Genomic DNA, 14,795 nt, shown 5'->3' with positions numbered 1-14,795 from the left:
TATGCAAAACAACCGTTTTGAATAAGCAATTTAATGTCAAATACTTATGATGAAAAACTTTCACAAAACATTGACAGTAATAGTGATTATAGCAACCTTCACAAGTGGCTGTAGGTCTAAAGATGAGTATAAAAAATTCGCCGAATCTGGAAAAGTTTTTGCTGAAGCTACTAACTCTCTATTAGACACTGCTGGCAATATTACAATCAATACAACATCTGAAAGATTACTAAGTGATAGAATAACTACCAGAGAAGGTAAGCTTAGTAATGAAGCCACTATAAAGTTTTTTGAGCGTTACAGAGAATTATCAAAAAAAGATAAAGAACGCCTTGAACTTATCAAAGAGCTTCGCAATCACAACCAATTTTTACAAGACTACTTTAATAAACTCATACAGTTAGCTGATTCTGACTCTCCTGATAGAAGTAAGGCAGCACTTGAGAGTATAGCCAACAATTTACAAAATAGTGGCAGCAAGCTGATAAAATTAAGTCCTATCAAAATTGATCGGCTACCATCAGTAACTAAAATAGTTCTTGATGCTCGGATTCGTGGCGCACTTAGAGAAGAATTAGAAAATCGTAAAGACATTATTTATCAAGAAATAACAATCCAAGAAAAATTGTTAAAACTAATCAGTGATTCAATGAAAAATGAGATAAAAATACTACAAGACTTACAAGAATATCGCCTTGTTATAAAACCCCTCATTCAGTTAGAAGACTTGGATAAGGATACGTGGATAGAAACAAGATATAAGGTTTTGATACAGGATGCTGAAATAATATCAAAAATTAATAATGTCAGTGATACTTTAACAAAATTTAAAGCAATTTTTATCGCTTCAATAGAGGGAAAAATAACCAGTAACCGTCTCAATAATTTCATTCAAGAAACTAATTCATTTTCAGCATTTTTTTCTGATCAAAAATAGTTATTTGTTAGGAGAATTTAAATCATGTCTATTAATTCGGAAGTTGAAGCTCAAGCCCTTTTGGAAAAATTAAGACAATGTGATGCGAAACTTAACGATCCAAGAATTCTATTTACAATTGAAAATGAAAGGAACCTTGCCAAAAGAGAAGCTTTTAATGAAGCACGAGCTAAAATTGCTACTAAAATTGGAGAAATAGAAAATAAAAAAATCTCCGAATTATTGGCAGGTCTAAAATCAAATGAATCTTTACTCCAAAAAGGAATAGACAACTTAAACCGTGAAATTGAAACGGCTAATAATATAGCTGAAATTACAGAGACAATTGATAAAGTCCTTAGTATTGTTACTACGGTGTTGACTCCTGCGCGAGGAATCGAAAGTCGGAAATTATACGCTTTGCTTGTGGGTATCGATAATTATCCCCAGCCAATTAAGTCCCTCCAAGGGTGTGTAAACGATATTACAGCAATAGAAGAGTATCTAAACGAACGATTTGACAAACAAGAATACCAACTGTATTTACAAACACTTAAAGATGAACAAGCAACCCGTGAGGCTGTTATTGATGGCTTTCGCAACCATCTTCTTCAAGCTGGAGAAAACGATGTAGTTTTGTTCTATTACAGTGGTCATGGTTCTCAGGAATTAGCACCAAAGGAATTTTGGCACATAGAACCAGACCATCAGGATGAAACTTTAGTATGCTACGACAGCCGTACCGAGAACGGCTGGGATTTGGCAGATAAAGAATTGGCACTACTAATTGCGGAAGTAGCAGAAAAAAAGCCACATTTGACCATTATTCTAGATTGTTGCCACTCTGGTTCCGGCACCAAAGACCCAATGCAAGAAGCTAAAGAACGACGCTTAAACACAGACAAGCGAGAACGTCCACTGAATAGCTTTATTTTTAAGCTGGAAGATTTAGAGAAACTATCAGATTTCCGTGACCGTGACCCCGAAAAACACCCCACTGGCTGGAAGATACCCACAGGTCGTCATGTTCTTTTAGCAGCTTGTCGAGACTACGAAACAGCAAAGGAATATCCTGGTAAATGTCGGGGTTATTTCTCTTATTTTTTGATGGATACACTTTCCAAGACCAACGGAAAGCTGACTTATCGGGATTTATTTGGACGTACAAATGCCATTGTCCGCAGTGAAAGGTCAGATCAGTCTCCGCAAATGGAAGTAAATCATATCGAGGATGGTAACAAATTTTTCCTTGATGGTGCGATCGCCGAAATTGAACCCTACTTTATTGTTCAGCAAGATCAAACCTCTGGCTGGGTGATTGAAGGTGGTGCTGTCCACGGAATACAACCACCCAAAGATAGCGAAACTACTTTACTGGCACTGTTTCCCTTTGATGCCACTATCGATGATTTGCGCGACCCTTCAAAGTCCGTAGGTAGAGCAAAAGTGACTCAGGTATTGCCAACTAAGAGCAAGATAGATATCGAAGGAGTGGTAAACCTGAAAAGCGAAAGCGATCGCACTTTTAAAGCAGTTGTTACCAGTTTACCACTACCGCCTTTAGGAGTTTACTTTGAAGGAGATGAAACAGGTATAACTCTAGCACGAGAACAGCTACAAAAAGCCGGACTTAATGATAAGCAAGCCTCAGCGTATGTCCGTGAGGAAAAAGAAGTTGGCAAAGCCGAGTTTTGCCTGTTGTGTCGCAAGAACCAGTATATAATAGCTAAACCGACAGATGACCGACCGCTAGTAGCTCAAATTGATGGTTACACCTTACCCAACGCAGACAAAGCAATTAAACGCTTAGAACATATTGCCCGGTGGACAACAATTGCTCAACTTGCAAATACTGCGGCGACTCAAATTAAACCTGGTGACGTGAGGATGGAACTCATCTTTGCTGATGAGGATTTATCACAATCAAAGCAGATGCGTTTGTCTTACAAATATAAGGAAGGTAAATGGCAAAAGCCAAAATTTCAACTCAAACTCACCAATACAACGAATAATCCACTTTACTGTGGTTTGGTCGATATTTCAGACGATTTCTCCATTAATACTCCGTTTTTTGAAGCAGGTAGTGTGAGATTGGCAGCAAAAGAAGAAACTTATGCTCACATACAAGGAAATACAGACATAGAAGTTGGAATACCAGACGAAGACGATTATTTGAAACCGGAAATTACCGAGTACAAAGACATTCTTAAATTGATTGTTACTAAGGATGAATTAAATGTCAGATTGCTAAATCAGGTTAAACTTGATGCTCCTCGACTTACAACTAGAGATATAGAATCCCCAAATCAAAGTAGTCTTGAGCGTTTAATGGCTCGCACTCAAAATCGCCAATTTGGAGCAGCAGGAGCAGGTAGGGTTGATGATTGGTACGCTGAGGAAATCACAATCATTACAGTCCGTCCTTTAGATTCTAGCCCAGTTTCTAAGGAACAAGAACAACAATTAGCGGTAGGGGTAAAGTTACTACCCCATCCCAGCTTCGTAGCAAATGTTCGCCTCACAACTACACCACAAGTCAGCCGAGATTTGGGTAATAAAATTGTGCCCCCGATCCTGCGGGAAGATCCAGAAATTATTCGACCCTTCCAATTTACTAACAGTCGCGGTACAGACCCAGGATTAAGTGTACTGGAACTGAGCAACGTTAAAGACCACGAAGTTGTCACCCCAAATGCACCTTTAAAATTATTATTTGATGGATCGCTAGCAAACAATGAATACTTGCTTCCTGTGGGTTATGATGGTGAATTTTTCTTACCTTTAGGCGGCGGTAAACCAACTGGAGATGGCAAAATAGAAATTGAGTTAGAAAGATTACCAGCCCCCATTAGCGAGGGAGAACGTAGTCTGGAAGGTTCTATTCGCATCTTTTTTCAAAAAGTGATCAGCCAGGGTTTGGGACGCGAATTTGAATATCCGATTTTAGCAGTAGCCTCCGTCGGAGAGGACAAGAAAGTAACCTATAACCAGGATGAGAATTATGTTAAGCAGCAGGTAGCGCAAGCAAAACGAATTGCCCTCTACATCCACGGGATTATCGGCGATACTGAAAGTTTAGTGTCTACAATCAAACAACCTGTATTGCAACCGGATGGGCAAAAGTCTTCCATCAGCGAACTTTATGATGTAGTTCTCACTTTTGATTACGAAAATCTGAATACTAACATTGAGCAGAATGCCCAACATTTAAAACGACGACTAAAAGATGTGGGTTTATCAGAAAATCACGGTAAACAATTACACATTATTGCTCATTCTATGGGTGGTTTGGTATCTCGCTGGTTTATTGAGCGAGAAGGAGGTAATAAAGTTGTTCAACACCTGATTATGTTGGGTACACCAAATGCAGGTTCTCCTTGGGCTGTGGTGGAAGATTGGGTAAAATTGACTCTGGGTATTGCACTCAACGGTCTTTCTACAGTTGCTTGGCCCGCAAAAGTGATAGCTATGTTGATGGGTACATTAGAACAAAATATTCGGGTAGCCCTAGCCCAAATGAACCCAACTTCTGAGTTTATCAAATCTCTCGCTAAGAGTGACGACCCTGGCATTCCCTACTCAATTATCGCTGGTAATACCTCTATTATTCCCGCTGCATTAGAACAAGAAATAGAGAGAGCATCAATCATAGAACGGCTACAACAACGTTTATTTAAGAAAGTTGTAGAATTGCCCTTTTTTGGCACGCCAAATGATGTAGCAGTCATTGTGGATAGTATCACGAGTATTCCAGAAGGGCGATCGCATCCTCCCAACATTCAAGAAGTACCTTGCGACCACCTGAGTTACTTCCTGAGTGAACCTACTACAGTTGGCTTAGAAGCTTTAGTTGCAGCGATTAAAATTTTGATGTGATATTTCCCGAAATAATTGGATAACAATCGGTAGCTAGACTTATCCAGGGATAAATCCGGATACAAGCTCTGCATTTATCCCTAGAGAAGAGCTAACTTTTCCTGATTTCAATCCCTGTCTTTTAGTATGGGGATTCACCTATGAATTTTTACCTCCCGAAAGTGGCTGACTGGAATTAATTTGATATCTAACCATGAATAGAACTGCTCAAATTGCCAATATTATTGAGAAACGCCAACCTTTGGCAAATAAAATTGAAGAGGTAAAGGTAAATTTAAACTCTCTTTACTCTGAACTTAGCTATCTAGAAGATTATTGCCAACAGCTACTGGATAGGGTTGATGAACCAAGTATAACCGGACGCTTGAAGGAAATTGATTTTCCCAAGATTCAGCAGAATATTGTATCTGAGTTACAAGCACTGGGTAAGCTCAAAACTCGTTTCTCACGAGATACTCTTAATATTGGTGTTATTGGACGAGCAAGACAGGGTAAGAGTCGTTTATTGCAAAGTTTAACTGGATTGACCGCAGCAGAAATTCCTGATGGTAGCGGTCAACACTGCACCGGGGTTCGCAGCACGATTCACCACAATCCAAATATTGAAACATATGGTGAGGTCTTGTTCTATACAGACTGGACTTTTATGGATGAGGTTATTGCTCCTTACTATGAGCAGTTAAAATTGGGGACTAAACCAATTAATATCGATGATTTTGCCAGAAAAGAGCTACCTTCGCTACCGAACGACCTTAAGGGTGCAGAAGTGAATGCCAAATATGAACATCTACGCCGATATCATGAGAATGTAGATCAATATCGTCTCCTGTTGCAGACATCTTCCCCACGCCTGATCAAAAAAGAAGAGATTCGAGAATATGTAGCGCAAGACAACCTCCAAGGGGAGCGCATTTATTTCAACTATCTGGCAGTTCAAGAAGTCAAAATTATTTGCAACTTTCCCAAGGATGATGTTGGAAAGATTGCTTTAGTTGATATGCCGGGATTAGGAGATACAGGAATTGGTGATGAAAAAAAGATGGTAAAAACTATTGGTGAGGATGTTGATGCGGTACTATTTGTTCGGATGCCAAAGAATACAGGCGACTTCTGGGGGGACGTTGATGTGCAACTTTACGACACAGCATATAGAGCTTTGAATGATCTGCCGCTCCCACTATGGTCTTTTATGGTTCTCAACAAACTGAGGGATGAGAGTAACTTAAAACTCTGCGAACAATTAAAAACCGACATTAGCAACAAACACATCAATGTTGCAGACTGTGTAATAGCTAACTGTGCTGAAGCTCAAGAGGCTAACACTGAGGTTTTAGATCCGATTCTTAACTACTTAGCTAACAAAATTACTGACCTAGATCAGCAATATGCCTCTGCTTGTCAGGATCGCCTCAAGCAACTGCAAACATCAGTGGTGGCTGAGTTAGATAAATCCCGAAACGCATTAGGACAAGCAAAACAGTCAGCAGAGACGGGAAAATTTGAAGAATTATTTGACCAGCTTTGGAAAGATTTGACAAGCTGTCTTGAAGAATTACTCGAAAAACTTAGTACGCAAATTAATGAGCACGATCAAGACTTTAAAAAATCGGTAGAGATGGCTATCCAAACTTGCGAAAACGATACAGGAATACCATCATCTTTGGAAGAAATTGAAAAGAGGCGTAATAGTGAGGGTTCTTACGAAATTGCCTATAACAAGTATCTAAATGAAATTCGCGCTCATCTATCACAACATTTCTTATCTCTAGATGATGGGTTAAAAAATTCTTTAGATCAGGTAAAATATCAGGTAGCAGAGGTATTAATTCAACAGGCACATTTAGGAGGAATCACAAAAGTAAAAGGGTCTGATTTTCTGGGAGCGATCGCTAAACTACTGCCTGATGAAATTTTAGAAGGGCAAGCCAGTAGATTAAAATTCGGATTCCAAATCCTCTCTGAGTTTCAGCTCTCTTATAGAGGTACTATCCAGCACCGAATTCGTCAATGTCTTGATGGATTGACTCCTGATAAGGCTAGCCTGAAACTTTCAAAGTCTCCCAATTCACAGCAAATCAAAAGCAATCTCCAAGCACTTCATGGAGAAGCTGTTTTTCAATGCAAAACTGCCTTAGAAGAATTTCTTTGCGAACCTTCGCAAGCTGCTTTTGCCATAGTAGAAGAATTTCTTGACCGTGTACTCCGTGCTGAAAAAGTCAAAACAGAGTGGCGAATCTTCCTTACAGAGGAACGCTCTTCTATCTGGTCTGAGGAATTTGAGCTACTAGGTGAACGTTCTAGGCTCCGTCAAGAATGGCTTGACGCAGTAGAAAAGGCAACAAAAGCAAATCAACAGGACTTCATCCAATTTTTTAACTAAACACAGCAAGGAGAACTAAATGCCTCAAGAACTTAAAATCACTATGCTAGGACATAGAGGTGTAGGCAAGACTAGTCTTTTAACTGCTATGTATGAGCAGTTCGATAATACAATTGGCGAAGCCGATTTGCAGCTAACTCCCGATCCTGAAAGCTCGGCGCTTCTGCAAGAACGTTTAGGAGAGCTAAAAGCTCTGCTTAACGATTTTGAAGCAACAGGAGGATTGGAAGGGACAGAAAATCCCCAATCTTTTAAATTTGGTCTTGGGAAGTTCGGCACTCAATCATCTTTACAACTGATTTTTCAAGATTTTCCTGGCGGCTATCTTGATGGTAAGGATGAGGAATTTGTCAAAAAGGTCATGCATGAATGTGTTGCTGTTCTAGTTGCTATTGACGCTCCAGCACTCATGGAAGCCAACGGTAAATGGAATGATTTAATGAATAGACCTAAGCAGATTTGTGATGTTTTCAAAAGAAATTATGGAGATTTAAAAGAACCTCGACTTGTTATCTTCGTTCCTATGCGCTGTGAGAAATATTTACAAAATGAAGAAGATACCAAGAAATTATTGCACAATATTAAGGATAAATATGCTGATTTATTGAAGTTTTTCAGCAGTGAAAATTTGCTGACCAAGGTTGCTTGTGTCGTTACACCTGTGCAAACAGTTGGGACAGTAGTCTTCTCTAGAGTTCAAGAAATTGATGGCAGACCTCATTTTCATTTTCGCAAAAATAGTCATGATGCCGGATATAGTCCTAAAGATAGTGACCAACCTTTAAGGTATCTTTTGAGCTTTCTACTCAAACTTCATTTAGATACAAAATGGGGAGTGTTCAATCGGATTCGCCGTTGGTTAGGTTGGGATGATTACCTTAAAGAAGCAGTTCGCAAATCTGCTTTCCAATGTAAATCTAGTGGTGGATTCTCAATTTTACAAGGCAAAGATAGATTTGAGATTAAAAAATAGGAGCTAGCAATGGAAATTTATGTTCAAAGCGCTGGTGTTTCTGAACAGCAAGACTATATCTGGCAGAAGATTACAGAGACTGGACAAAAACGAGTAGATGAACCAATCTTAGTGAAGAAATTTAAAGACTTGCTTCAGACTGAAGCACCTTCAATTTTTATCGGACGTGAGAGTAATAAATTAATTTTACTCGTCACAGGAATGAAAGCGACCCAACGAAAAGATTATCGCAATCGTACTATACGTAACTCTATAGCGTTGATTGCTCAAGATAATCAAGAGAATGAGCAAAAAATCCGAGGAATCGCTGTGCTTGCATTAGAGGGAAAATTAAACAATAAAATTGACAGTGCTATTAAGGAAGGAGGGGAATACGGATTTGAAATTTCTTATGAAAAAATTGAGAATACCATCAAAGAAGCATCGCTTAAAACCAAGAATTCCGCTGGAACGAAGCCTGTAATGAGCGGAAAAAACTCAGAATCTAATAGAAAAATTATTGCTGATGAACTTGGAGAATCCTGCCTACCTGAGAAAACCAATGCTTCTGCTTCTGAAGCATTAGTAGTTGTCACTGGAATTAAGACAGAAGATGCTTTTAAAAAAGCAGGAGTTTGGCGAGGATTATCAAATCTTGTAGAGAAAGAAACTCTTTCTCCGTATGAGAAGAACTTTTTTCCACAAATTGAAGAACCTCCGAAACTGAATGTCGAGTTAATAAGATTGATAATCTCCCTTGGAGTGATTGGGTTAATTATTCTATGGTTTCTTTGGAGTCCAATTAAATTTCCTCCTATAGTACAAAATCCTTTTGAGCCAACCACTGTTGTTTTAGCTGCTATTAGCCCAGATGGTCAGTATTTTGCAACTGCTGATTCTGATGGTGAAGTGATAGTACAGGATACAAAAAAAAAACTAAGAATCCCATTGGAAATAATGCTCCGGTTAAATCAGTTGCAATTAGCTCTGATGGAAGTTATGTAGTTACTGGCGATGAGACTGGAAATGTGCAATTGTGGGATGTAACTAACAAAAAAAACATTGAAATAAATAGTGATAAAAATGTTAAGTTCAAACATGAAAAAGCAATTTTATCAGTGACCATTAATGCTTATAAAAATCAGATAAAAATAGTTAGTGGTGGTGCTGATGGTAAAGTGCTATTGTGGACAGTAACTGTCAAGAACGGTCAAAGCGAAACTAGCAACCAAAAGTTATTTTAATGAGTTTGGGGGTGAGATTTTTGTACCTCACTCAACCGATAACCGCTATATCTCAAAAATTCAAGAAGTTGTGTTTCATTGATTTGTTGCTAGCTGCGTTTTTCGCCGCTAGTCAGAGGTTCACATTTTTACAAAAAAATAATGTCCCAATATAATTTCCATCGCAATTTTGCTGTGATTATCGGTATTAATAATTATCCAAATAGTATTGGAGAGTTAAAAACAGCAGTTCCAGATGCTGTCAAGTTAGCTGAAATTATTAAAAACCAACATGTGACTCTCCAAGCGCAATATCAGGCACAAAATAAGTATGAAGTCGAATTACTTTTGAATCAAAGTGCTAGCTTCAGCCAGCTAAAGCAATTAATTCAAGACTTCAAAGTAGGACAAATACCTCTTAACAACGAAAAAGTTACAGTTACCAAAAACCATCGCCTCCTATTCTACTTTGCAGGACATGGAATTGCAAAAGATGCTTTAGAAACTCAAGAGGGACCAGTGGGTTACTTGATTCCTCAAGATGCTTCCAATGATAGCAGTACCTGGATTTCGATGCAGGAACTGCATGATGCCTTGAACGCACTTCCTTGTAGACATATGTTAGCAATTCTCGATTGCTGCTTTGCTGGAGCTTTTCGTTGGGCAAGTCTCAAGCGGCAATTTGGGTCTACAGTGAAAGTATATAAAGAACGTTATGATCGCTTTATCAGTGATGCAGCTTGGCAACTAATTACTTCAGCCGCTGATGACCAGAAAGCCTTGGATTATTTGGGTTCACGAGGAATAGTAAAAGACGGGAACGAAGATCATTCTCCTTTTGCCAAAGCTCTGTTTGATGCGTTGGCTGGAGGAGGTGCGGATCTAAATAAAGATGGGATCATCACTGCAACTGAGCTTTACTCATATCTGCGCGATCGGATGGAAATCGACTCAGAAAATCTCTACCAGCGACAAACTCCGAGTTTGTGTCCACTTAGGAAACATGACAAAGGCGAATTCATTTTTCTGTTACCTAATTTTAACCGAGATAACTTGGAAGATGCACCACCACTTAACCCAGAAAATAATCCATACAAAGGATTGCAATCCTATAATGAAAAAGACAGTGATTTGTTCTTTGGTAGAGAAGAACAGATTGAAAAGCTTTACCAGAAAGTAGTTGATAACAAGCAGCGATTAACATTAGTGTTAGGTGCTTCTGGGACAGGTAAATCTAGTCTGGTGAAAGCTGGACTTATCTCTAAACTAAGGAAGGATGATAAAACTTGGTGTATTTTTCCTACTTTTCGACCAGGAAAATCTCCCTTCAAGTCATTGAAGAAAGCACTAACATTGTTCAAAATATCTTCTGATTTACTCACCCTAAGCGAAGAAAGCCTTGCCAATTGGTTTAATAATAATCCCCAAGCAAAGCTAATGGTGGTTATCGATCAGTTTGAAGAATTAATAACTTTATGTAAGAGAGAAAAACGAGAGCAATTTGAGAAACTTATTAAAAATTCACTTGTTACATATTCTGACAGAATCCATGTAGTTATTACTCTGCGACTCGACTTTGAAGCTCAGTTTCAAACCTCTGTACTTAAAGACTTTTGGAATGATGATACTCGGTTTGTACTGCCACCAATGACCCAAGATGATTTAAGGCAAGTTATTGAAAAACCAGCATCACAAAAAGTTTTATATTTTGATCCTCCCAGCTTGGTAGACGAACTAATTAACGAAGTCGTACAAATGCCGGGAGCTTTACCTTTGCTTTCTTTTACTCTGAGTGAATTGTATTTGAAGCATTTAGGTGATCGCACCAGAGATAACCGCGCCCTCACAAAGACAGATTACGAACAATTGGGAAGAGTCGCCGGTTCTCTAACCAAGCGTGCTAACCAGCAGTATGACCAGTTAGTAGAAGAAGACATCGCTTACAAAGATACAGTGCATCGAGTAATGCTACGGATGATTGCATTGGAAGGTGCTTCTCTAGCACGGCGACAGGTTCCTAAGTCCGAACTAGTGTATCCAAACGAGGAAGAAAACAAGCGAGTGCAAACAGTCATAAAACAATTTTCTGAAGCTCGTTTAATCGTTGAAGGTTTTAATTCTGAAGATGAAGCTTATGTAGAACCAGCACATGATTACTTGGTGCTGGGGTGGGACAAGTTACTTCTGTGGAAAAGCCAAGACCAGGAAATTTTGTACCTGCAAAGACGTTTAACATCTGCTGCCAAAGATTGGAGCGAAAGTAAAGGATCTCTTTGGACAGAAGAAGAAGGTCGCCTTTCTCGGTTAAAGCTAGTTATTAAGTCTGGTCGGAACTGGTTAAACAAGATAGAAACAGAGTTTATCAACAAGAGCATCAAGGGGAGGCGCAAGAGATTTGAGGAAAACGAAAAACAACGAGACGAAGCGCTGCAAGGTCAAGTCAGTGCGTTAGCTGCTTTATCTGAAGCTCGTTTTCAAGACGATCAACTTGGGGCATTGATACATATTTTGAAAGCAGCTAGAATACTCCAACAACTGAGAAATTCAGAATCGCAGTGGATACAAAAAGACATTTATCTTCGCACACAGGTAGTTCTGCGGCAAATCCTTTCTAAAGTGAAAGAATTTAATCGTTTGCAGGACAACGATAAACCATTTAATAGCATGCGAACATTAGCTTTCACTACTTCCAATAAATTAGTTCTTATAGAGCAGGGAAGACTTATAACTTTGAATTCTATTTTCCGCCAGGAATTGATTTTGATGGAAAATATTCTTCCTGTAAAGGATGATAATAGCCAAAACGTTACAAAGCGACCAGTAATCAGTTTCTGGCAATTAAATGGTGGTTTAGAAAATCGCGGATTAGTAGAATCTCCTCTAGATACATGGAATACTGTTAGCCGAATGCTCGCTCACTTCATACATAGAACATCGCAACCTCAACAAGAACCAAAAGCAAACGCTATCAGACTTATAAACCTAGAAGGTAAAGAGGTAATTCTCCAAAACGACGAACGTGATATTTTAATGACATTCGCTTTTAGCCCCAACGGACAGCTTATTGCCTCTGGAGGTTGGTTTGGGGAGTTATACCTCTGGAAAACAGACGGAACGACAATACAACAGAAACAAACAGGGGGAAATTCACTAAATACCATAGATTTTAGTCCAAATGGCAATATGTTTGCCACAGGAAGTAATGATGGAAAAATTAGATTCTGGGATCAAAACGGTGAGTTCCTTACAGAAATTGAAGCCCATAGAGATGCGATTTGGGGGGTCAGTTTCAGCCCTGATGGAGAAACACTAGCTTCAGTGAGTACGGATACAACAGTCAAAATTTGGAAGACAAACGATGCTACCTTATTGACAACCCTTAATGGGCATAGGGATAAAGTGGGTGCAGTTTGCTTCAATTCTGATGGTCAGATACTTGCTTCAGCCAGTAACGATGGAAGTGTCAGGCTTTGGAGACCAAACGGCACTAAGCTCAAAGGCTTAGACGACCATCATACTGGCTCAGTTTATGCCGTAAGGTTTAACCCTAAGCAACCGATGATTGCCACGACAAGTGGGCAGGGGCAATTAATACTTTGGAGCCAAGACGGGAGGTTATTAAGAAATTGGGAAAAAGGACATAATGGAACGATTACCGCATTAGATTTTAGCCCTAATGGCAGAATGTTTGTAACGGCTGCTGGAGATAGAGAAGTTAAACTTTGGAAATTAGATGATGATAAAGATAAGCAAGATTTTCACGCGCATAATTTAGGCAACCATACAGGCGAAAGTCATCTGCCAACAGTTTTTGGAGTGAGTTTTAGTTCTGACAACCAAAGCATTTTACTTGGGAGCGGCAGTCAAGACGGAAAAGGATATCTAGAGCTTTGTGATTCTGAAAGTAAATTGTGCAGAATTATTGCAGAGTATGATTATCAAGTATTGGCTGTTTGTTTTAGCCCAGATGGTCAGATGTTTGCTTTGGGTAAAGGAGATGGAAGTGTTGAACTCTGGAGAAAGGAAGAAGACAACTTCAAATTGCTAAGAAACTTTAAGCAGCATGATAATTTAGTTCTTGTAGTTTGTTTCAGCCCAGATGGTAACTTCTTAGCAACAGGGAGTGCTGATCAAACCGTCAAACTATGGCAAATAGATAACATTTTGAACAATACGAACAGCATAACTGTTACTCCGACCAAGTTTGCACATACAGACCAAGTAACTGCTGTTCGTTTTAGCCCAAATGGTGATATGATTGCCACAGCCAGTAATGATAAGACGGTCAAACTCTGGAATCTAGACGGCAATTTGAAAAAAACTTTACACGGACATAATGATCAGATTAATTCACTAGATTTTAGTACTGACGGTCAAATCCTTGCCTCAGCAAGCAATGACAAGATAGCCATTTTGTGGAATTTGGAGCTAGAGTTAGGGCTAGATCAACTAATTGATTATGGATGCGAATGGATTTCAGGCTACTTGACGAATAATCCCAATGTGAGTGAGGACAATCGCCAAGTTATCTCTCCAGAAAATTTCCCCAATCTGAAATACGATTCCCAGAAGTGGATTTAGTGCTTCTTGTGGTTATCTTGCCAAAATATGAATTAAGGTATAAGGCTCCTCGTAAAAGGAGCTTTTTTCCACAGCAATTACTCTAGGGGAATGCCAAACCACCCTCCTGTATCTCCTCCTGCACAACAGTCTCCCTGACAACCGGAAAAATTTTCGTCTGCTAGTCGCTTAAACTCGTCTACAGCACTGATATCTTGTTCCTCATAGCCAGCAGGGTGAAAAATTCTGCCAATGTATTTTCCTTGTAAACGAATTTGTCCAATGACATAAATACCGTCTCCAACGCTGTAAACGCCCTGACTAGCATTGCGGGAGTAAATTGCAATATAACCTCCATCATTGCCTTGATAGCGATTGACCGTTGGCAAAATACGCTCTTGGTAGCCAGGGGACGGATGATTGATGACACCTCCCTCACCTACATATACTTTAAAATTTTCAGGAAGTATCCTGTTTTCCCAATCGATATTGTTTACCATCTTATTTTTTGAACTTAAGTAAAAGTCTTTAAAATCTAAGGACAGGGTGCTGAGTTACACCATGACAATTGTAGTCAGCTAAATGACAATAGTTTTCCGAAGTAATACTTAATTTATTCAGAATTTTTATGACGCATCAGATAGTATTCTAGGTTTTTACTTTGGTTACCCCTCTTCTGTCACTTTCCCGGAGGGCGATCGCTAGAAGCCTTATGAGGCAATCAATACAAGCTATACTATTAGAAAAAATGGGTCTTGTATTTGTTATTAGAAAAGAATCGCGCGATCGCTTGCTATACAAAAGCTCTAGAATTCAGAAATGGCAAATGTTTTCGGAGAGTGACAGAAGCTGTTTACGGACGCTATCGCTTCCGTTATGGATGGAAGA

Annotated in this window: 8 protein-coding genes; 7 read left to right on the top strand and 1 reads right to left on the bottom strand. The window is 39.2% G+C overall.

The annotated features are described in order from the left end of the window. Nucleotides 1-46 precede the first annotated feature (46 nt). The 7 genes from HWQ42_RS17420 (at nucleotide 47) to HWQ42_RS17390 (ending at nucleotide 13,928) form a co-directional block, all read left to right on the top strand. Entirely contained in the window at nucleotides 47-937 is an 891-nt protein-coding gene (locus HWQ42_RS17420) for a hypothetical protein (protein ID WP_292814346.1), read from the top strand. Nucleotides 938-961: 24 nt separating this feature from the next. Beyond that, a complete protein-coding gene (locus tag HWQ42_RS17415) occupies nucleotides 962-4,792 on the top strand; it encodes a caspase family protein (protein WP_292814343.1) in 3,831 nt (1,276 codons plus the stop codon). Between the two features lie 193 nt (nucleotides 4,793-4,985). Continuing rightward, a complete protein-coding gene (locus HWQ42_RS17410) occupies nucleotides 4,986-7,172 on the top strand; it encodes a hypothetical protein (protein WP_292814340.1) in 2,187 nt (728 codons plus the stop codon). Between the two features lie 19 nt (nucleotides 7,173-7,191). Further along, entirely contained in the window at nucleotides 7,192-8,145 is a 954-nt protein-coding gene (locus HWQ42_RS17405; RefSeq protein WP_292814337.1) for a hypothetical protein, read from the top strand. Nucleotides 8,146-8,154: 9 nt separating this feature from the next. Next, nucleotides 8,155-9,129: a hypothetical protein gene (locus tag HWQ42_RS17400; RefSeq protein WP_292814334.1), complete on the top strand. Its 975-nt coding sequence runs from the start codon at nucleotides 8,155-8,157 to the stop codon at nucleotides 9,127-9,129. Next, nucleotides 9,072-9,368, top strand: a complete 297-nt coding sequence (locus HWQ42_RS17395; protein WP_367119063.1) for a WD40 repeat domain-containing protein — start codon at nucleotides 9,072-9,074, stop codon at nucleotides 9,366-9,368. Before HWQ42_RS17400 ends, HWQ42_RS17395 begins: the two co-directional genes overlap by 58 nt. A 141-nt stretch (nucleotides 9,369-9,509) precedes the next feature. Next, the gene (locus HWQ42_RS17390) at nucleotides 9,510-13,928 is read left to right on the top strand and encodes a caspase family protein (RefSeq protein ID WP_292814329.1); all 4,419 of its coding nucleotides are present in this window, start codon (nucleotides 9,510-9,512) and stop codon (nucleotides 13,926-13,928) included. Between the two features lie 77 nt (nucleotides 13,929-14,005). On the opposite strand, the gene HWQ42_RS17385 is transcribed toward HWQ42_RS17390, so the two are convergent. After that, on the bottom strand, nucleotides 14,006-14,407 hold the full coding sequence (locus HWQ42_RS17385; protein ID WP_292814327.1) for a hypothetical protein: 402 nt from the start codon (nucleotides 14,405-14,407) through the stop codon (nucleotides 14,006-14,008). Between the last annotated feature and the right edge of the window lie 388 nt (nucleotides 14,408-14,795).

It is taken from the genome of Nostoc sp. JL23 (genome assembly GCF_017115065.1).
GTDB lineage: Bacteria > Cyanobacteriota > Cyanobacteriia > Cyanobacteriales > Nostocaceae > Nostoc > Nostoc punctiforme_A.
This window is presented reverse-complemented; position numbering and strand designations above follow the sequence as displayed.

What these genes read in the sequence shown, in the direction of transcription:
- HWQ42_RS17420 (WP_292814346.1), top strand. Translation starts at nt 47, where the DNA reads ATGATGAAAAACTTTCACAAAACATTGACAGTAATAGTGATTATAGCA.
- HWQ42_RS17415 (WP_292814343.1), top strand. Translation starts at nt 962, where the DNA reads ATGTCTATTAATTCGGAAGTTGAAGCTCAAGCCCTTTTGGAAAAATTA.
- HWQ42_RS17410 (WP_292814340.1), top strand. Translation starts at nt 4,986, where the DNA reads ATGAATAGAACTGCTCAAATTGCCAATATTATTGAGAAACGCCAACCT.
- HWQ42_RS17405 (WP_292814337.1), top strand. Translation starts at nt 7,192, where the DNA reads ATGCCTCAAGAACTTAAAATCACTATGCTAGGACATAGAGGTGTAGGC.
- HWQ42_RS17400 (WP_292814334.1), top strand. Translation starts at nt 8,155, where the DNA reads ATGGAAATTTATGTTCAAAGCGCTGGTGTTTCTGAACAGCAAGACTAT.
- HWQ42_RS17390 (WP_292814329.1), top strand. Translation starts at nt 9,510, where the DNA reads ATGTCCCAATATAATTTCCATCGCAATTTTGCTGTGATTATCGGTATT.
- HWQ42_RS17385 (WP_292814327.1), bottom strand. Translation starts at nt 14,407, where the DNA reads ATGGTAAACAATATCGATTGGGAAAACAGGATACTTCCTGAAAATTTT.